Origin of the sequence: Bacillus sp. AFS017336 (assembly GCF_002555445.1) — a bacterium.
Lineage (GTDB): Bacteria > Bacillota > Bacilli > Bacillales > Bacillaceae_G > Gottfriedia.
Map to the genome: position 1 here is coordinate 38,723 of NZ_NUCO01000038.1, position 19,448 is coordinate 58,170.

The following is a 19,448-nucleotide window of genomic DNA, read 5'->3' on the forward strand; positions in this document are numbered from 1 at the left end:
ATTATTAACTCATAAAGGGTCCATGAGTTAAAAAGAGAGAGGAAATACGATAATTATTAACTCATAAAGGGTCCATGAGTTAAAAAGAGAGAGGGAAAATGAAAATTATTAACTCATAAAGGGTCCATGAGTTAAAAAAAGAGAGGAAATACGATAATTATTAACTCATAAAGGGTCCATGAGTTAAAAAGAGAGAGGAAAAATGAAAATTATTAACTCATAAAGGGTCCATGAGTTAAAAAGAGAGAGGAAAAATGATAATTATTAACTCATAAAGGGTCCATGAGTTAAAAAGAGAGAGGAAAAATGAAAATTATAATCTCATAAAGGGCCCATGAGTTAAAAAAAGAGAGGAAATACGATAATTATTAACTCATAAAGGGTCCTTGAGTTAAAAAAAGAAGGAAAATACGAAAATTATTAACTCATAAAGGTCCATGAGTTAAAAAAAGAGAGGAAAAATGAAAATTATTAACTCATAAGAAAAAAACGCACTTATTCTAGGTTCATGAGCACACAAATAAGCAATAATATGCAAATCCCCATTCTTTTCATAGGCTAAAGTAGAAATTCACTACAAACTGTTGGACTCTTTTGAGAAACTCATTTTTCAACACTATATAAAAGGATGTCTAATTAGGCATCCTTATTTTTTATCTTAAAAGTGAACATTTAGGATTAAAATAACAATATTTTTCATGAATCTTCTATTATATAAATTGACAATTTGGACTCTGACTTTTAATATAAATCTTATGCGATACATCGTATAAGATGTATTTTTTGGGAAGTATTTAAAAGGAGGGATTAAATGGTAGAAAGAGCTGAATTTATTCGTGAGTCGATAGATTTTTTACAACGTTTTTTAATGAAAAGTCTACAGAAACATTCAGAAGAGCATGGTGTTACAATTCCGCAAGCAAGAGTAATTGGGGAAGTTTATGCTCATAAAACAATGAGTATAAAACAGCTTTCTAAAAATTTAAAAATGACACAAAGTACGGTTTCGGATATTGTTGAACGGTTAACGACAAAGGGACTATTATTAAAAACACCAAATCCAAACGATAAACGATCTGTTGAAATCTCCTTACCTGAGGGTATTGCAGATGAAATTAATGGCAGTATTTCAGAAATTGCAAACAAGTCAATAAATAGTGCATTAGGTCTTTTGGAGACGAGTGATCAGGAAATTGTAGAACAGGGATTAAAATTATTAGTTACAGCTGTTAAGAAAAAGATGGAATCAGATGGAATGGATAATTATGAATTCTTTGATGTGTTGTATTTTCTTGATGAGGAAAAAGGAAAAAAAGATCGTTAAGTTAAAAAGAGATTGGGCGGGGATTAAATGCGAAAAATAATAAAAGGTCGCTGGATCATTTTTTCAATCTGGTTAGTTGCGACTGTAGTACTGACTGTCATTCAGCCTGACATTAATGCAATACTACGGAATAAAGGGCAAGAAGGGGCAAATAGTAATTCTCCTTCCGTTATGGCAGATAATATCCTTAAAAAAATGGATACAACAAAAGGGACGAATAACTTAATTGTTTTTTATGATAAAAACAAGATTTCCAATGATGAAATGGAAAAAATCGGCGATGCTGTTAAAGCAGTACGCGATAGTAGTAAAGAACTAAGAATATCGGAAATTATTGATCCATTTAGTATTCCGAATGCAAAAAGTTCATTAATTTCAAAAGACGGTAAAACGTTAATGGTGAGTTATAAACTTGATAAAAACGGAAGAGAAATAGATGATATCCAAAAACAACTAGATCAAAAGCTAAGTAATGTTCCGGTTAAATATTATCTTAGCGGTGAAGACTTTATCAATAATGATTATTTAAAAGCTTCACAATCAGGTGTAGAAAAAAGTGCTGCACTTACAGTTATATTTATTTTAGTTGTATTAATTATTGCGTTTAGATCAATTGTTACACCGTTTGTATCATTAATAGCAGTTGCATTTTCTTATCTTTGCTCAATGGGGATTGCAGCTCAATTAATTGATAAAGCTGGATTTCCAATCACTAGTCTAACTCAAATGCTATTAATACTAATTCTTTTTGGTGTTGGTACGGATTATAATATCCTTCTTTTTAATCGTTTTAGAGAAGAACTTTCAATAGGTAATTCAGTTGATGATTCAATTGTAAACACATATAAAACAGCAGGTAAAACGATCGCATATAGTATTCTTACTGTATTTATCGCGTTCCTTGCACTTGTTTTTGCTGAATCTCCAATTTATAAATCAGGTGTTGTAGTTGTAATTGGTGTATGTATATTATTACTAGAAATTTTAACTTTAACACCGTTTATCATGAAGGTTTTAGGAAAAAAACTTTTCTGGCCTTCTAAAAATGTTGGTGGACATAAGGAAAACAAGTTTTTTGGTAATTCGTCTGCGTTTGCTATTAAGAAACCGATTATAACGGTTTTTGTTATTTTACTGATATTATCTCCTATGGTTTATTTTCATAAAGAAAAACTAAACTTTGATACCATTGGAGAACTTGGAAATAAATATCCTTCATCAAAAGGTTTCAATATAGTAGCAGATCATTTTGGTAAAGGTCAGGCAATGCCTGCTACAGTTGTCATTGAGAATAACAAAGCACTTGATAACAATCAATCACTTGCAGTAATTGATAATGTTACTGAGAGGCTTAAAACTATAAAAGGAGTTAAGCAAGTTTCTTCCGTAACACAACCAGAAGGTAAGCAAATAGATAGTTTTTATGTTGATAGTCAAATGGGAAGTGTTACAGATGGAATTTCGAAAACACAAGATGGTGTGAACGAAATACATGATGGATTAAGCTTAGCTCAAGATAAACTTGGATCAGCAGATTTTTCAAAAGTTAATCAGATGGTAGATGGTACTACTGAACTACAAAATGGTGTAACAGCCTTAAGTAGCGGTATTAAACAAATACAAGCAGGGATCGATGATGGTTCAAGTAAATCACAAACGATCAGTAATGGTTTAGCGACAATTGATACGAATTTATTAAAAATGAGTAATGGTATTTCACTATTAGCTAGTAATTACGAAAAAATGCAGTCAGGTTATAAAGAAATGGGATCTCATTATCAAGATGCAGCCCAAGCGCTCCTTGGTATGAAAGGTGCACTTTCACAAATGCAATCAATGGTAACTGCATTAGGAACTAGTTACGCTAATTCAAATAGTGACAGTAATTATCAAGCATTGAAACAAACACTTGATCAAACAATTGCAGCTTTAAATCAAATCACACCAGAAGGGATAAAAGCATTAAATACTAACTACAATGCTGTCACTTCAGGCTTTGCTACTGCAAACAAAAATCTTTCTAGTATGAGCACTGGTTTAGCTCAAATGTCTAATGGATTAAAAAGAATTGAAAGTGGCTTAGGTGATGCTTCATCAGGTTTAGGAAAAATTGTAACAAATATGAATAAAGTATCAGATGGACTTGGTCAAATGAAATCTGGTCAGCAGCAACTTGTAGCTGGCATTAATGGTTTTAGTACTTTTGGACAAAAACTGTCTGATGTAAAAGGTGGCTTACAAAAAATTTCTGATGGATTAGGGAAAACAAACGATTTCTTAACACAATTTAACTCAAATAAAACGTTCTTTATTCCAAAAGAAGCATTGACTGATAAGAACTTTAAGCAATCACTTGATATGTTTATGTCAAAAGATAGAACAATCACAAAGCTTACTGTCGTTTTAAAAGACGACCCATACTCTAAAAAAGCTTTGAATACAATTACGAAAATAGATACAGCTGTTTCAAATGGACTAAAGGGCACAGAGCTTTCTCATGCTAAGTCAGGAGTTGCAGGACCAAGTGCAACTACAAACGATATGAACAATATTTTAAGTAGTGATCTAAATAAAACAACAACAATTGTAATTATTGGCGTATTACTTGTATTGTTCTTAGTAATAAAATCATTCTGGACACCAGTATTTATTACAGCATCACTTTTAGGTGCATACTATACTGCAATGTTTATGATTAATTATATTTTCATAAACTTACTAGGCTATGAAGGAATATCTTCATTTGTCCCATTCTTCTCGTTCATCATTATCGTTGCTTTAGGAGTAGACTACAGCATATTCTTAATGATGAGATTTAAAGAGTATGGTGATATGCCTGCAAAAGAAGCGATCGTATTAGCGTCTAAGCATACAGGTGGGGTAATTATATCAGCAGTAATCATACTTGGTGGTACATTTGCAACACTTATGCCTTCTGGGATTTTATTATTGTTTGAACTAGCTATAGCGGTAATAACAGGTCTAGTAGTACTTTGCTTTATTTTACTACCAATCTTCCTACCGGCTATGATCGCCTTACCAGAAGCATTAGCTAATTTATTTTCAAGCAAAAAAAATGATAAAATCAGTTCAGAAAAACATGTAATCTAATAAAACTTTTAAGATTATTTAGGAGAAAGTCGACTTACTAATTTTAGTAGAGTCGGCTTTTTTGAGTTTTTAAACACCTATAAATTTTTTTCAACAATATAAAAAAGTGGATGTAAAAACATTCGCTTTTTGATTAATCAACTTGTTTTTCATTATTCTCATCAAGAGCTTCAACCAATTCTAATTCCTCATGACGTTCATTAAAACGATTGAAAGTAAAGTCATTTGCAAATAGGAATAGAGGGCATTCGAAACGGTCATATACTAACATGTTACACATATATCGACCCATTAAACACAGTGGGGACTAGGGGTGAGAGGGAGAATACAAGATTATATCAAGATGTCTGGACACTAAATGGGAGGGTTAATTATGGAAAAGTATATTGAAGTCTGGATAGTTGATAGGTATCGATTCTTAGTGAAACTACTCTACAAGGATTCGATGAAGTCTGCTGAAATGGAAAATAGTTCAAAAAAGAAGGATGTATAAAAAAGTTTTATCTTTAACTACGGGAAAAAATAGTTGAGTTATTTATTCTGCAGGGATGATAGTAAAGGAGCAGAGCTGGCTCATCTTATCGTAGTCTGTGTATTTTATAAATAAATAGTCTAAAATTAAAAACACCTGTCAGTAAGACAGGTGTTGAGTGTACATAGGTAGGTCGTAGAGGTATACTAGAGATTGGTTGTAATAAGCAAGACCTACATTATAGAGTATTTGTTTTAGAGTATAAAATATTCATTTGATTTAAGGTGAGGTTTCATGTTTATTTCTAAGCAATAGCGATTGCCCATTCATTATTAAGAAACGATATGTTAAAAGGAGTTAATCCAATTGAAAAAATTAATTGTGTCAATTTCAGCAATAGCAATGTTAACTGGTCTAGCTGGTTGTCAGAGTGTAAATGATAATAAAGGCAAAGTAACTGCGGAAACTAAGGAAAAAATTCATCAAAATTATAGTGAAATGGTTAAAGCCATGCAGGATATTAAAATTTCCATACTAAAATTAATGGTAAAAGAATCAAACAATGAGGAAATAACACCAGACGACTATACCAAATTATTAGACAAAGAAAACAAAGCTTCAAGTCACTATCTTGAACTAGCTAACAGTGTAAAAGGTATGAAACAAGAAAAGTATGTGAGTGAATGGAATGATAACTTTATATTAATGACTGACGCTACGGGTAAAAATAATATAAAAGATGTATCAACGTACTTTGATAAAATGAATAAGAATTTAATTGATTTAGGCATTAAAACAGGAGAAATTAAAGAATAAATGAAAAAGAGAAACCGCATCTTATGGGTTTCTTTTTTTTAATAAGGCTCTGTTAAACTAAAATATTGATTTTTGCGTACTAAAAAGACTGTTTGGTGAAATCAATTTTTTTAATGCTAATTCAACTAATGCAATGCGTTAGTTACATAACGATTTTATAAAGTGAAAAGGAAGTATGAAATAATTATAGAAAAAAGACAGAGGAATTATCCCCTGTCTCCCTGTATTTTAACCCTCAAATAACATTAATCAACTTGTATCTCATTATTAACATCAAGAGCTTCAACTAATTCTAATTCCTCATGACGTTCTTTAAAGCGGTTGAAAGTAAATTCATTTGCAAATAAGAATAGAGGACGTTCGAAACGGTCGTATACTAGCATGTTTCGCATATCTTGGTGGGGTAAACGTTGATATGACGGGGTTTCTTCGGAAAATGAGCGCAATATACAAGCATTAGCGCATTTAGGAGGAAATATTATGCTAAGATATCTAAACGCATATCTACGCGATTCAAAAATCGAAGGAATTAGCCCGAATACTCTTGACGCTCGCCGCAAGGATATTAAGCACTTTTTCAATTGGTGCGAAACGGATGATATCGAAGAGATTGACCGAAGCATGGTCAAGGACTATCTTTACGACTGCCAAGAGCGCAACCTTAAAGGCGGTACAATTAATACGAGGCTAGGAATCATTCGCGGATTCTTTAACTGGCTAGTAGAAGAGGAAATCGTTAAACGGAATCCTACCGATAAAATAAAAAACGTTAAGAAGGAAATTAGCGTAATTAAACCGTACAATGTCGGAGAAATTAAATCAATGTTAGATTTTTATCGCGGAAAAAGGTTCCAAGATGTACGAAATAAAACGATCATTACACTTTTCGCTGAAACTGGCATCCGAAACGCAGAGCTTTGTCATATTAAATTAGGGGATATCTACGAAAATGAGATACGAATTAAAGGGAAAGGTAATAAAGAGCGATTCGTTCCGATTTCTGACGTACTTCATAAGCAGCTATTTCGCTATCAACTCGTAAGAGAAAAACAGCTTCATAGCGACAATTGTCCGTACTTATTCTTCTCTAATCGCGGAACAATGATAAGTTATACTGTTACTCGGAATGTTCTGCGTAAGGCCTGCGAGGCAATCGGACTAGATGCTAGAATATTAACGCACAATTTCCGACGATTTTACGCTACATCTATGCTAGATCATGTCGACCTGTTTACCGTTTCTAAACTGCTTGGTCATACCGAAATATCAACTACGCAAAGATATGTTGAAGGGACCGAGCAGAAAGTAATATTAGAACGGGGACGTAAGCATTCACCGTTATCCTGATGAATATTTCGGAAAGATTTCGGCACACTAACCGTAAAGGGGTGTGAAATATGCACGTGATATTAGGATTACTTGGCGGAGCAATACTCGGAACTTTAGCGAATTTATTACATCTTTAATTAAATGAACGAACAAACGGCGCTCATATTGGGCGTCTTTTTATTCGCAAAACTTCCCAAAAATAAGCATACTAGGGGCGGTTAATTAGCTTTACAACACTTTACGAGTCTAACATCATCGGCATTTTTTTGGGGTAAATTGGCCAAACATCGGCATTTTTTTTGGGTTCGAAAAAAGGGCTTGAGCCTTACTCTCCCAACGGTTACAGCCGATTTAGGGCTAAAATTTATTCTTTATCTTCTCTATACGTTCATACCGAAGATAAAGGAAAAGATAACAACACTGGCCCCGCCTACATTCGCTAACGCTCATTACGGCTGGGCTATCTTTATATTAAATATTATCGATAATATATAAGTTATATCGAAAATAAACAATAGACGGCGTTCCCGATAGGGGGCGCTTTTCTTATGTCTTAAAATAATAAAACGTAAAGGAGAACGATATCATGGCAAAGTATATTAAAACGGAGCAGTACATCGCAATACAATATTTAGCGCAACCTAAAAACGGAGGACTTACGATTGAAGAAATCGCTAAGAAGTGCGGAGTAAGTAGAGCAACGGTATTTAACTGGCGTAAACAACCGTTATTTGAGAAGGAGCTTAAGGCGGAAATGGTGCGCCAATCTCGTAATAGATTACCGGAAGTGATCGAAGCTTTAACGGATATGGTCATCAAAGGCGGAAATGCTGCCGCAGCGAAGCTTTTACTTCAGATGAACGGAATGTTATCGGATAAAGTAGAGGTAACAAGAGCGCCGTATATCGAAGAAGATAACACGGTAGATTACGACAACTTGGACGATGAGATTGAAGCGTTTAGCAAGCGATTTGATGTTGATGAAACCGATATTGCGTAAACTTTATTCGTCGAGTTTGCGTAAAACCCAAGCACACAACAAAAGAAATCCAAACATAAATAGGGATACAATAAATGTAAATAATTCCAAGCAAATCATTCCTTTTAAGTTATCGTTTTATTTTAACCAATATCTTTAATATAGATTTATAAATGTTTGAGTCTAACGAGGTTTTAATTAACGAATAGCATCATATCAACGTTTGCGGGGGCTTTTGTACTATACAAAGTTAGACTTTTAAGTAGCACGAGGCCTCTGACGGACGCCCCTCCGAAATTTTTCAGTGTTGCAAACGGCATTTTTTAATAAATAGCGTAGGATCAACGTTAATTAAGATTATTGGCGCAACGAATTGCAACATTTCGAGGTAATACTACGTAATATTTCAGCAACTTCGGGCCAGTACTGACGCGGGTTTGAACTCAGGGGGTTACGTAATTGGTGACATAACTTAATAGTATTGACACCGTAATTCCAACGTGATAATATCAAGGTATAAACGGTGCCTAAACTTAGTGACATAAGTTAGCGCAGAAGGAGTGGCGAATATGAAGTACGGATATGCTCGCGTTTCAACTGTAGCGCAGGACTTAACGGTACAAACGAATCACTTGGAGAGCGAAGGCTGCGAAGTTATTTATAAGGAGAAGTTTACCGGAACGAAGACGGACCGTCCGGAGTTTAATCACCTGTTAAGCGAGTTAAAAGAAGGCGACACTTTAGTCGTAACGAAGCTCGATCGTCTAGCGAGGAATACGAAGGAAGGTATCGAGATTATCGAGGGCCTTTTCGGAAAGGGCGTAAAAGTCCACGTTTTAAACGTCGGATTATTAGAGGATACTACGATGGGGAAATTCTTCCTACAAACGATGCTAGCAGTTGCGGAAATGGAACGGAATATGATTGTAGAACGTACGCAAGAAGGCAAGGCGTTAGCTAAGCAAAGCGCAGACTATCGAGAAGGAAGACCGCGTAAGTATTCGAAGAAGCAAGTGGACCATGCGTTAGGATTACTTAACGAAGGCCATACGTATAGAGAAGTAGAAGCGAAGACGGGCATACCGAAGCGGACACTTATCCGTTATAAGAACGAACGAGAGTCGGCTCAATAGGTCGACCTTTTTTTTCGTTCCCCCCAACCGGCCCCTTCGAAAATGCGTTTTCTGGTGCATTAAAAATCCGCGCAATAAAAATAAACTCGGGGTTTACATTTGTAAAATAAAAAAAGAGAAACACCGGAGTTTCTCTTTTGGGTTAAAATAGGTGGTGGTAGGTGATATTGAGCAAACAAGAACTACTCTTTACAATATATTCCATTTAAACAAAATGTAAATAGACATTCGTGCATATTAAGCCTATTTGCGTTATTTTAATCCGAATTGAGCCTTCGCCATTAACTTACCGTCCTGGAACGTAAAGTTAGCGTTAGCCCCCGTTCCTTTACCGTTATAAGTGTAAAGAATTGTATACCCTGGCTTATCTTTCTCGCCTGCTTCGCTCATTACCTCGCCTTTACCGCCAATAATATCGAATACTTGCTTCGTTGTCATGCCGTTTTGAACCTGATCGAACTCTGCCTTCGTTATAACAACGGATTTACCCGTAGATTCATGTGATTCCGTAGTATTCGAGCAGCCACTAGCGATAATTAGTCCGGTAGCGATTGCGGTTCCTAATACGATACTTCTAATTGATCTTTTCATTATAAAGCCCCCTAAAATTTTCCATCTATATAATAACCTTATTCGGTAGGCTTTTCGATTATCCTTCTACTAGCCCTCTTTAAAGTACCAGATCGACTCCATCTTCATATTTAATTCTTTCGCAATATAGTAAGCCGTTTTATATGTTGGGGCCGATTGATTATTAATTAATGAGCTCATCGTCGTATTGCTTATCTTTACTTTTTTAGCAACGTGAGTATATTTAATTCCGCGATCGTCTAAAATTTCCTTTAATTTCGAAACGAACAAAGTTAACCACCTCGATAAAATAATTCGATAAAAAAGTACAAATTCCTTTATCAAGCGGACTTGCAATAATAACTAACCAGCCGCATATAAAATATTAAGCGGATTAGTTAACTATTTAAAACAGAGTTAATTAACTAGCCGTTTTATCGCTGATTAACTAACGATCATATTTCGAGTTAACTATCGAACTAACTTTTTGATTAACCATCGAAAGTTAACCAATTACGGGTTTAACGTTGGTTTAACGGTAAAGTTGAAATTATGTAAATAAGAGGGGGAGAGAAGAGAGATGGAGAAGGAAAAGGGAACACCGAGTATGCCCAAAAGGGTCGCTCTTTATACATGGAAAATGATAAAAAAATATTCAGAATATTTAAAGGAGTTAGAATCGAAGAAATTGTTTGAAGCAAAGATAAAAGAGTGTTTCGAATTGGGTGAAATGTTTAGAAAATACGGGGATGTCCAAGTGTATCCGCAGATTGTCAGAGTTGGATTATTAGAGAATGGTATAGAAGCTGTCCTTAACTTACCTCGAGGTTTCGATCCAGGTGATTTAGCGAAGAAAGCGTATGTCTTTGAACAAGAATTCGGTACTAACGTCCATCTAAAAAAAGTAAGCTCTAAAACTTTCGTACTATATGTTTATGTAAACAACCCATTAAAAGAAAAATATAATTACAATTACTCATCTATTGAATCGAACTTAAAATACAACTTGCCGATCTATATTGGAAGGGATATAAGTGGAAATGTTATTTCTTATGACATGGTGGAAGAACCTAACTTATTAATCGCAGGTGAGCCGGGTAGCGGGAAAAGTGTTTTATTAAGATCCATATTGACAACATTAATATTTAATAAAACACCAGAAGAATTAAAGTTATATTTATTTGATTTAAAAAAATCAGAGTTTTTTATATTCGATGATGTACCACATGTTATAGAAAACACACACGAAAATAGAATAATTGAAAAACGCTTTTATGAGTTAGTAAACGAATTGAAAGAAAGAGGTGAATTATTAAAAAAGAATAGAGTGCCCCATATTAACAGGCTTCCTAAAAAAGTAAAACCGCCTTATATTGTCGTATGTATTGATGAATATTCCTTGATTGAAGGGAAAGGTACTATAAAAGCTATTAAACAAATTGCTGCAATCGGCCGTGCTTTAGGAGTGTATTTGATATTAAGCACTCAAAGACCAGATTCAGATGTGCTTGAAGGAATAATTAAAGCGTTGTTAACTGTTCGCATTGGTGGAAGGCAACAAGATGCAACGAATAGTAAGATTATTATTGATACTAAAGGGTGTGAGGAAATAAAAATTAAAGGACATATGAAAATGAAATCTACAATAGGTCTAATTGATGTTAAAGTACCGTTATTAAATGAAGTAATTGCGGAAGAAATGTTAGACCCTCTAAGAGTTGAAAAGCCCGTTATCGAGGAATTAGAGCCTACGGAAGAAGCAAAGCCGAGCAAGAAGCAAGCTAAGAAAGGCAAGGAGAAAAAAGCTATCGTCTGGGGTGTATTAAAGTGAATAGTCGAGATTTAGAAATACTTTCTACACTAAATAAGTTTAAATGTTTGGGACGCGATGATCTTATTAATCTATTTTTTTCAACCAAGAAAAGCGCAGTCTCAAATTGCAACCAAGTATTAAGAAGATTACGAGATCGTGGTCTTATTAAACAATCTAAAAGACAAAATCCCGCAATTTACTTCGCTAAAGAAAACCCAATTAAAGAGACATCGCAAAAAATCCCTCATTACTTAGAAATATTCAACGTGTACAAAACATTAAAAAACTATATCGGTACGTTCGACGTCGAGCCGAAGCTAGGTCCGAAGAAAACCGTAGAGCCGGACGCTTTTATGATAATGAAAAGAACGCCATTTTTCGTCGAAGTCCAACTTACGAAATACTCTAAAGCCGTTATGGACGAAAAGATTAAACGGTATGAAGAGTACTATCACTCGAATGCTTGGGCGTCTTTACCGTGGCAACCGCAGCCCGCGCGCTTTCCTTATATCGTTATTTTTTCCGAAACACCTTACGAAATCGATACGTTCTTAGAAATATATCAATTTAAGAATGCGAACGAACTACTTTTAAGTTACGCGATGAATTAGCGCAAAAAAAAGAGACGTCCGATTACTCATCGGCGTCTTCTTTTGTGTACTCAATTAAATCGTCTAAGGTATATGTCTTATTTTTACCCGCATCTTTTGCAACTTTATTAATCGTATCTAACACTCTTTCTATAGTAGGAAGTTCTATTCTTTTAGTATTTCCTTCAACTAGATCATGTATTGTAGCAGGTCTAACTTTAGATTCAACTGCAATACTATTCTTGGTTTGTTCTAAATCTTTTAAGATACCAGCTAACTTAAAATTAAATCCCATAGTAATAGCCCTCTTTCTTTATCGATAGTTCTATTATATACCGTCATACTTCTATAGTCATACTTTTATTTTTAAATTTTTTTAAAAAAAGTATTGACGTATGACTCCTGTAGTTATATTATTAAGTCAGAAGTTATACTTCAGTCGTCAAAATACAGTTGAGGAGGCAATAAAATGTTTAACTGGATTAGTTACGAAAATGAAGGGGGTTACGCTATGACACTCCCCACAACGAAATTTACTCGCACAGGTAAAGACTTTAACGGCGAAACCTGGTCCGAAACAAAAGACGTATATCGTATTGCACCTCACATACTTCTTGAATTGTTTGAAGAGAGCAGCGAATTTGTATTCCGAATTTTAGACGAAGAACTTGCACGCAATCAAGAAGAGATAGTTATCGATGAAGAATCCTTCGATCTACATATTAAGACTGTAGGCGGTTACGTCGACGGATTAAGTATCGACATTATTGAAGAAAATCAAGAATTGTTAGTAAGTAAACCATTTATAAAAGCTATCGAAAGTTTAGCAAATAAAAACTAATTAATTAGGGGGAATTGAAAATGGAGAGAAGAAGCGTTGTAGTCGAATATCGTTATGAGGATCACTTTCGAGAAGAGGAGAACGAAATCGGTGTATATTGCGTAGAAGCGGGTGTAGTAATCGTTGCGGACGCTATCGGTGGCGTAGCAATATATCACGCTCATCCGTCGCCAACTGAAGGTGCGGTTGTTGTAGATTTAGATAACGACGGCGAAGACCATTTAAGCGATAATCCGGAGCTACTAATTAACTTAATTCTTGAATAAGCGATAGGGTTACGGCAATAACCCTGTTAAAATAAAATGGTTGTCGGCAAACAACTTAAGACACGTAGCATCATGTAGCGGCAACTACGTGAGGTGGTAAAAATGGACGGTATGAAATACTTGCATTACGGATAGCTGAATCGTACCCGCTAGGCGAGGGTATGACTCGGCTTTTTGTTTTGCTCCGATAATCACACGGATTAGTCACACGGATCGGCGTCACATAAATAAGAAGCATTAGTAATTAGAATCATTTAAAGAATTATAAATATGGCGCAACTATCGTAGCGCTATCTTTTAATAAAAAAATTTCGAAAAAGTTTATCGATAATATACATCTTTTGTGGCGTTGGTTATCCATATATATGAAGGAGTAATTTTTTATAGTTATATGGTGTATTTTTTAATCCTTAATGCCTATACGTATTGAGAAGGTTATAAAACGTGAACTTTTATCAGTTAGTACGGTTTATATAATGAAGGCGTCAACTTTTATCGGTTAGTACGGAGTATAAGGTGAATAGAAATATTTTCGATTAGAATACCCCATTTTACACCGTTAGTTATCCATATAAGTAAGGGATACCCTACATATTATCTTTTAGTACGGCCTATAGTATAGAAACAAAAATTTTTTATGGTAATGGGTGTAATTTTGGCTCATTTGCTGTCCTACGTTATGAGAACCTTGTTTTTTTAGTGTTAGTACGGTCTATAGTGTGAGAAATAAAAATATTTTTACTTTGGTTACCCTATTTTACTCATTCCCACGGCCTATATAGAGAAGGGATAAAAATTTCACCTTAAATGTACATATTTTATTCAATTTCACGGCTTATATAGTAAGAGATAAAAAACTTTCCGTCCGAATACACCATTTTACGTCATTTCGTGGCCTATATATTGAAGAATAAGTTTTACTGCGTGGGTGTTTTTCCTATTAAAATGTATCCCTATATATGAGGGGTATAATTTAGGCCAGTTGTTATCCTTATATATGAGAGATAAAAAATTCAATTCAGAGGGTATATTTTTCGTGCTCTTACGGCTTATATAGTGAGGAGATAATTTTCGTAATTTGAATACGATACTTTTCTACGATTTGCTGTCCTACGTATTGAAAAGAATATTTATTTAGACTACACCTTTTTATGTCATTTAACGGGCTATATTATGAAGAGAATTAATTTCGAATACACCATTTTACGCTTCTTAACGCCTATACGTTATGAGAGAAGTATTAACGATCCAATACGATAATTCATTACGATATGTATCCGTATATATGGAAAGTTTTTTTTTCGAGGTACCCATATTTTTCGAGTTAGTACGGTCTATATAGTGAAGGATAAAATTTTTTATCTGTAATGGTGTATTTTCAGCCTTTTAACGGCTTATATAGTGAGGAATAAAAATATTTTCGATTAGACTACATCTTTTTGTGTAATATGTATCCCTATATATGAAAGAAATAATTACTAACGTATACACACTTTTAACAGTTTAACGGCTTATATAGTGTAGTAATAAAAAATTTGCGGTGAATACGATAATTTACCCGATTAGTTATCCTTATATATGAGAGATATATTTTTTTCATAAGGATACGATAATTTTCGTCTTCCCACGGCCTATATAGTGAGGGATAAATTTTTTTAATAGAATGGTGTTTTTTATGCCTTTAGTTATCCTTATATATGAAGAAGAAAAAAACATAATTCCTATACATGTTTTTAGGCTCTTAACGCCTATACCTTATAGGAACACCTAAATATTCGCTAACTTAAGTTACCTCCGCGGGGTAGCTTTTTTTATTTTACCGAAATGTACGAAAAAAAGGACAAATAAGGAGGGGTTTATATGTATCTAAAAAACGAAGATTTCAAGTTTATAAGAATGTTTTATCGATTAACCGCGGACGAGATGAGCGCTCTTTGTGGTATCTCAGCTTCGCTAATTTATCGAATAGAAAAGGATGAGCGCAATCTTACTCCAAAGGTTGCAAATAAAGTAATACGGGAGTTTCAACTGAGCGATTACAAATTAGAAAAATTAAAGCAAGCTTACAAATTACATTCAAAGGAGAAATTGTATGAACACAAAAATCCAGGGATTAACTGACGAGCATAAGTATTTTACAGAGGTAAAAACGGTCATCGATCCGGAAACGGGCGAGCTACTTATCCAAGCGCCTGCAGCAACTCACAAAATGGTTAGCGTAAAGCAAGCCGAAGCCTTTAAATCTCGTAACGAAGCGAAAAAAGGTCGCGATAAGTGGTTTACATTTACGGATATGGAAGCCGTTAAATCATTGCCTAACGATATTAAAATGACACATCTAGGCTACTTATTATACTTGCAATGCTATATCGACTATGAAGGTGCGATTAGCGTAAATAGTAGACCGTTAAATCGAGTTGAGTTAATCGAGCTACTCGACGTAAGTGAAAATACGTTCGATGCGTTTATGAAAGTAATGAAGAATAACGACATTATAACGGTATCTAAAAAGGTTTATTACGTTAATAGAGCTTATCACTATAAAGGTAAAATTGAAGACCCTCGCGTAATTAAGTCGTTCTGTACGGCGGTTAAATCGTTATATAAGAGCGCTAAACAAGCGGACTTAGGTTTTATTTATAAGCTGCTTCCGTACGTGCATCAAGAAACGAATACACTTTGCGCTAATCCTTATGAGAATGATATGGACTATACGGAGCCACTAAATAAGTCGGAAATCGCAGAGCTGACTGGAATCGACGAAAAGACTCTTTATAACAAGTTTAGACGTATGCAAGTTGGCGATCATTTCGTATTTGTGGATATCTCGGTAGGAACATCGGAAACGTTTTACCGTATTAATCCTGCGATATTCTACCGCAAAGACGGCGAGCCTGATCCGTCGCTAGTCGAGTTATTTTCAATTAAACGTAATGCTTTCCGTAAGAGAGCGAAAAAGTGAAGAGAGAGGAGCTACGAATGATGGACTATGAAAAACGAACCGAAGTTTATGCGTTAATTGAGTATTTACGAGTGCTAGTCGAGGTTGAAAAGAGTGGAAAAGTGAAGGTATTCGATGAGATGCGGAATACCATCGCTAAGCTAGAGCGTTCTTTGAACGACTAAAACTAAAATCGAATGGAGCGAGTGAGAATGAGTGAGAGAAACGAGCAAAAAGCAATCGAGGTAGTTATTAAATCAATGGGCGATATCGCGGATATTTTACGAAAAATCGACGCTAAGTTAGATAAAATCGTCGAGCAAGGTGGTGTTAAACGATGATGGAAACACGCCAATGTAAAGTATGTGACGAAATAAAGCCGAAATCAGCTTTCGAAACGGATAAGCGTTACAAAGACGGTGTAAGGAAAAGGTGCCGAAAATGTAGGCGCGAATACCGAATAAGTCAAGGCGCTTACTTACGTGAAAGACTGCGTAAATACTCAATCCGTCACAATAGAGACGTATTAATATCGGTTGAGGAAATCGAAAAGTTATTACGTAAAAGGGCGTGCAGTTATTGCGGTGTACAAATGGACGGAGCTAACGGAACACCTACGGAAGCTACGATCGATCATTGCTATCACGGATTAAACCTTCCGTTAAACTTACTGCCTGTTTGCCGAAGATGCAATTCTAGTAAAGGGCAACGTCATATCTATGATTTTTACTCGTCTAGCGATAAATTTACAGAGGAGTTATGGACTACTTTCGTGCGTGAGTTTACCGAGAGCCTAATAAATAAAAAGCTCACCGATACTGAAGTCGAGCAAATGAAGGTTAATTTCAAAAATGAAGCAGAGGATGGTAAAGAATGAGTTTACGAGTTTACTTAGCGGTATTCTCGAAGGATTCAGAGGCGCACGGAGTAGGAGTCGAGATAATAGACAAAAACGGCGAGGTTATCTATATAGCCTCGCTTTACTTGTTGCGATCAGAGTTTTCGAGTCAGCGCCGATTATTGCAGCACGTTATCCCGTTAATTTTACGCCAAGCCCCGGACGATGCGACGGAAATAACATTTATCTCTACGATTAACTACTTTAAAAAGAAAGCGGAATTCGTCCGCAAGAACAGGCCGTTCGTAGGAGCTAACGTAAAGCTAGATTTTCAGTACTTGAACCGGTTACGATTTGACACCGTAAGCCTGGGAATAGATGCGGTAGAAAGACGTAATTCATTGAGCGAGAGGATGAGCGGAGATTGAGACAGTATATAAAGATATCGAAGCGCGAGGTTGATGGACTTACAATCTATTGCGCGTTGTTCTACGGGTCCGATGGTCATTACTGCGATGGTATCTGCGGACCGTTTGAATCCGAAGCGAAGTTCTTAGAGGGCGTTGAGACAATCGTACAATATCATTCGTTTTATGGCTACGAAATTGAATCGGATATCATTCCGTTCCTTCATTATTATAGAGGAATGCCAGGTATCGCAGTTCATTACAAGTTAGAAATGCCGGAGATGGACGATTTAGTACGACAAGAGTTATCTATTTTACAAGAGTTGCATGAATTCCCAACGTTAATACCGAAACGAGAGCCGTCTAGGTTTAACGCTTGGATTTATAGATTAATAAGAAAATTAACTACTAAAATGGAGGGTAAATACAATTATGAATGAAACTAAACGATTTGATTTATTAGATAAATATAAAGCGCAGGATGTTGCGAGACAAGAGTGGATTTCTAAGTATCAAAGCCGAGTTGATGACTTAAATGCGAAGATTCAAGAAAAGAAAGTCGAATTAGAAATGCTGGTTACGAAAGAAATTCAAGAGAACGCCGATTTCGAAAAAGAGAAAGTAAAGCTCCGTAAAGAAATTGATAGTTTAAAAGCTGATTTGGTTTACGTTAATTCTGAATTTGAAAGTGCAATGAAGGTAGTGAACGCTAAATTTAGTGAGATTAGTAAAACCGACGTTATAAAAGAGTGGTCAAAATTTAGAACTGAAGTATATTCGGAGTTTAGCCCAGAAGTAATCAAAAAGGCCGAACTTGGTATGAATTTACTTATGTCGGCGTATTTCGATCAAGAATCTCTTAAAACTCAGTATAAAGATTTAACAGAAGAAGCCCTGGAAATTAGTAAGATGGCTAGAGAATCAGGAGAAACTAGCGTTTTAAATTACTTAAGTAATCCTTTCGAGTATTTCAATACAATTTCGGATAATATTCATGATTTAGTTTTAGCATATAGAGAGCTAAACTCTAACTTCTTAGAATACCCGGACGGATTTAAGTACATCGAAAAATTAAGCGAAATCAAGGAGGAAGTTAAATAATGAACTCACATATCGTTATTAACCAAATGAGAAAGAAATTAGTTGAAAAAAGTGTATTAACTGAAGACGATTTAACGAAAATGGCTGCTGCAGCACGTATTTTAGGGTCAGTTGAAGCTCGTGTAACATATGCGGCGGTAAAGCAGCAATTAAATAATCAGTCAAATGAAGAAACAGAAGAGAGCGCTAATTAATATGGCGCTTTTTTATATTTAGAAGGAGGTGAATAACGATGGCTAAAAAAATTACACTTCGCGAACTAACACGCCCAGGTAAGGAAAGTTTAAAGGTTCCGACAATCGTAACTAAGCGTGTTACACCAAAAAAGTAATGTATGGGGCGCCTTAATTGGCGTCTTTTTATTTAATTTATAGAATGGAGTGAAATAGATGAATATTTATGATTTAAGAGTTCAGCGGTATAGCGAGCTCCTTTTTGTCGTTGAAAACGTAATTGCTCGTAAAGTTGATTATGCGGACGTACTAGAAGAAATGTCCGAGTTGATCGGTATTGGCGAAGAGTTCAAGATGCGAAAGGAAGACGCAGAAATTAAGCTTCTCGGTGTAAAGACGATTACTCTTACTAAGGAATTGCGAACTTTTAACGATTTAGCTAGCCGTTATAAGCCTACTGGCCGAATCGTTCAGAAGCAGCTTAAATCAATGCTTAAAACGATTAGAACGGTTATCTGTTTAATCCGCAAAGTAGAAGGACGTGGTGTAGATGTCATTTAATTTAACCGCAGCCCTACGACTTAACGATAACGGGTTTACTTCAGGCCTAAGACGCGCAAATCAAGCCGTATCAAGAATGTCGGGCAGTTCGAGCAGTTTAACAAGTCAACTCGTAAAATTAGGGGCGACGTATAAAGTTACTACGCTTGCAGTCGACACGTTAAAAACGGCAATGAAAGGCGC

At 35.4% G+C, this 19,448-nt stretch carries 24 protein-coding genes; 19 read left to right on the forward strand and 5 right to left on the reverse strand.

Annotated elements, in window-relative coordinates; translation table 11 throughout:
• Nucleotides 1–811 precede the first annotated feature (811 nt).
• Together CN601_RS20580 and CN601_RS20585 are read left to right on the forward strand one after the other, a co-directional pair.
• Nucleotides 812–1,324: a MarR family winged helix-turn-helix transcriptional regulator gene (locus CN601_RS20580; RefSeq protein WP_098117792.1), complete on the forward strand. Its 513-nt coding sequence runs from the start codon at nucleotides 812–814 to the stop codon at nucleotides 1,322–1,324.
• A gap of 27 nt (nucleotides 1,325–1,351) precedes the next feature.
• Nucleotides 1,352–4,435, forward strand: a complete 3,084-nt coding sequence (locus CN601_RS20585) for an MMPL family transporter (RefSeq protein ID WP_098172183.1) — start codon at nucleotides 1,352–1,354, stop codon at nucleotides 4,433–4,435.
• A gap of 133 nt (nucleotides 4,436–4,568) precedes the next feature.
• Here CN601_RS20585 and CN601_RS27060 read toward each other — a convergent pair whose 3' ends face one another.
• Nucleotides 4,569–4,715: a hypothetical protein gene (locus CN601_RS27060; protein ID WP_179865633.1), complete on the reverse strand. Its 147-nt coding sequence runs from the start codon at nucleotides 4,713–4,715 to the stop codon at nucleotides 4,569–4,571.
• A 558-nt stretch (nucleotides 4,716–5,273) separates the two neighbouring features.
• Here CN601_RS27060 and CN601_RS20590 point away from each other — a divergent pair.
• Nucleotides 5,274–5,723: a hypothetical protein gene (locus CN601_RS20590; protein ID WP_098172184.1), complete on the forward strand. Its 450-nt coding sequence runs from the start codon at nucleotides 5,274–5,276 to the stop codon at nucleotides 5,721–5,723.
• Between the two features lie 245 nt (nucleotides 5,724–5,968).
• On the opposite strand, the gene CN601_RS27065 is transcribed toward CN601_RS20590, so the two are convergent.
• Nucleotides 5,969–6,106: a hypothetical protein gene (locus CN601_RS27065; protein WP_172444389.1), complete on the reverse strand. Its 138-nt coding sequence runs from the start codon at nucleotides 6,104–6,106 to the stop codon at nucleotides 5,969–5,971.
• A gap of 97 nt (nucleotides 6,107–6,203) precedes the next feature.
• On the opposite strand from CN601_RS27065, the gene CN601_RS20595 reads away from it, so the two are divergent.
• From CN601_RS20595 to CN601_RS20605, 3 genes are all read left to right on the forward strand, one after another.
• Nucleotides 6,204–7,070 carry a tyrosine-type recombinase/integrase gene (locus CN601_RS20595; protein WP_098172185.1) on the forward strand — a complete coding sequence of 289 codons (867 nt, stop codon included), beginning with the start codon at nucleotides 6,204–6,206 and terminating at the stop codon, nucleotides 7,068–7,070.
• A gap of 568 nt (nucleotides 7,071–7,638) precedes the next feature.
• On the forward strand, nucleotides 7,639–8,052 hold the full coding sequence (locus CN601_RS20600) for a phBC6A51 family helix-turn-helix protein (protein WP_098172186.1): 414 nt from the start codon (nucleotides 7,639–7,641) through the stop codon (nucleotides 8,050–8,052).
• A 548-nt stretch (nucleotides 8,053–8,600) separates the two neighbouring features.
• Nucleotides 8,601–9,164, forward strand: coding sequence for a recombinase family protein (locus CN601_RS20605; protein WP_098172187.1), 564 nt, complete (start codon nucleotides 8,601–8,603; stop codon nucleotides 9,162–9,164).
• A 252-nt stretch (nucleotides 9,165–9,416) separates the two neighbouring features.
• Here CN601_RS20605 and CN601_RS20610 read toward each other — a convergent pair whose 3' ends face one another.
• The gene (locus CN601_RS20610; protein ID WP_098172188.1) at nucleotides 9,417–9,755 is read right to left on the reverse strand and encodes a hypothetical protein; all 339 of its coding nucleotides are present in this window, start codon (nucleotides 9,753–9,755) and stop codon (nucleotides 9,417–9,419) included.
• A gap of 69 nt (nucleotides 9,756–9,824) precedes the next feature.
• Nucleotides 9,825–10,025, reverse strand: coding sequence for a helix-turn-helix domain-containing protein (locus tag CN601_RS20615; RefSeq protein WP_098172189.1), 201 nt, complete (start codon nucleotides 10,023–10,025; stop codon nucleotides 9,825–9,827).
• A gap of 289 nt (nucleotides 10,026–10,314) precedes the next feature.
• On the opposite strand from CN601_RS20615, the gene CN601_RS20620 reads away from it, so the two are divergent.
• Both CN601_RS20620 and CN601_RS20625 read left to right on the forward strand, forming a co-directional pair.
• Nucleotides 10,315–11,565 carry an FtsK/SpoIIIE domain-containing protein gene (locus tag CN601_RS20620; protein WP_098172190.1) on the forward strand — a complete coding sequence of 417 codons (1,251 nt, stop codon included), beginning with the start codon at nucleotides 10,315–10,317 and terminating at the stop codon, nucleotides 11,563–11,565.
• The gene (locus tag CN601_RS20625; protein ID WP_179865634.1) at nucleotides 11,562–12,158 is read left to right on the forward strand and encodes a replication-relaxation family protein; all 597 of its coding nucleotides are present in this window, start codon (nucleotides 11,562–11,564) and stop codon (nucleotides 12,156–12,158) included. Before CN601_RS20620 ends, CN601_RS20625 begins: the two co-directional genes overlap by 4 nt.
• A gap of 22 nt (nucleotides 12,159–12,180) precedes the next feature.
• Here the strand turns inward: CN601_RS20625 and CN601_RS20630 are convergent, their stop codons facing one another.
• A complete protein-coding gene (locus CN601_RS20630) occupies nucleotides 12,181–12,432 on the reverse strand; it encodes an XRE family transcriptional regulator (RefSeq protein ID WP_098172192.1) in 252 nt (83 codons plus the stop codon).
• 216 nt (nucleotides 12,433–12,648) lie between these two features.
• Here CN601_RS20630 and CN601_RS20635 point away from each other — a divergent pair, with 216 nt between their 5' ends.
• The 11 genes from CN601_RS20635 to CN601_RS20680 all read left to right on the forward strand — a co-directional run bounded on the left by CN601_RS20635 (nucleotide 12,649) and on the right by CN601_RS20680 (nucleotide 19,265).
• Nucleotides 12,649–12,978 (forward strand): hypothetical protein, encoded by a 330-nt coding sequence (locus CN601_RS20635; RefSeq protein ID WP_142317389.1) that lies wholly within the window; start codon nucleotides 12,649–12,651, stop codon nucleotides 12,976–12,978.
• Between the two features lie 20 nt (nucleotides 12,979–12,998).
• Complete coding sequence (locus CN601_RS20640) at nucleotides 12,999–13,244, forward strand: hypothetical protein (protein WP_098172194.1); 246 nt, start codon at nucleotides 12,999–13,001, stop codon at nucleotides 13,242–13,244.
• A 1,860-nt stretch (nucleotides 13,245–15,104) separates the two neighbouring features.
• Nucleotides 15,105–15,365: a helix-turn-helix domain-containing protein gene (locus CN601_RS20645; RefSeq protein ID WP_098172195.1), complete on the forward strand. Its 261-nt coding sequence runs from the start codon at nucleotides 15,105–15,107 to the stop codon at nucleotides 15,363–15,365.
• Nucleotides 15,337–16,206: a hypothetical protein gene (locus CN601_RS20650; protein WP_098172196.1), complete on the forward strand. Its 870-nt coding sequence runs from the start codon at nucleotides 15,337–15,339 to the stop codon at nucleotides 16,204–16,206. The genes CN601_RS20645 and CN601_RS20650 overlap by 29 nt, the downstream gene beginning before the upstream one ends.
• Before the next feature lie 17 nt (nucleotides 16,207–16,223).
• Nucleotides 16,224–16,370, forward strand: a complete 147-nt coding sequence (locus CN601_RS27070; RefSeq protein ID WP_179865635.1) for a hypothetical protein — start codon at nucleotides 16,224–16,226, stop codon at nucleotides 16,368–16,370.
• Between the two features lie 27 nt (nucleotides 16,371–16,397).
• Complete coding sequence (locus CN601_RS27655) at nucleotides 16,398–16,526, forward strand: hypothetical protein (RefSeq protein WP_257131769.1); 129 nt, start codon at nucleotides 16,398–16,400, stop codon at nucleotides 16,524–16,526.
• 251 nt (nucleotides 16,527–16,777) lie between these two features.
• A complete protein-coding gene (locus CN601_RS26600; protein ID WP_142317390.1) occupies nucleotides 16,778–17,062 on the forward strand; it encodes a hypothetical protein in 285 nt (94 codons plus the stop codon).
• 385 nt (nucleotides 17,063–17,447) lie between these two features.
• Nucleotides 17,448–17,870: a hypothetical protein gene (locus CN601_RS20665; RefSeq protein WP_098172199.1), complete on the forward strand. Its 423-nt coding sequence runs from the start codon at nucleotides 17,448–17,450 to the stop codon at nucleotides 17,868–17,870.
• Nucleotides 17,863–18,531, forward strand: coding sequence for a hypothetical protein (locus tag CN601_RS20670; protein WP_098172200.1), 669 nt, complete (start codon nucleotides 17,863–17,865; stop codon nucleotides 18,529–18,531). Before CN601_RS20665 ends, CN601_RS20670 begins: the two co-directional genes overlap by 8 nt.
• On the forward strand, nucleotides 18,531–18,725 hold the full coding sequence (locus CN601_RS20675) for a hypothetical protein (RefSeq protein WP_098172201.1): 195 nt from the start codon (nucleotides 18,531–18,533) through the stop codon (nucleotides 18,723–18,725). Before CN601_RS20670 ends, CN601_RS20675 begins: the two co-directional genes overlap by 1 nt.
• A 195-nt stretch (nucleotides 18,726–18,920) precedes the next feature.
• On the forward strand, nucleotides 18,921–19,265 hold the full coding sequence (locus CN601_RS20680; protein WP_098172202.1) for a hypothetical protein: 345 nt from the start codon (nucleotides 18,921–18,923) through the stop codon (nucleotides 19,263–19,265).
• Nucleotides 19,266–19,448 lie beyond the last annotated feature (183 nt).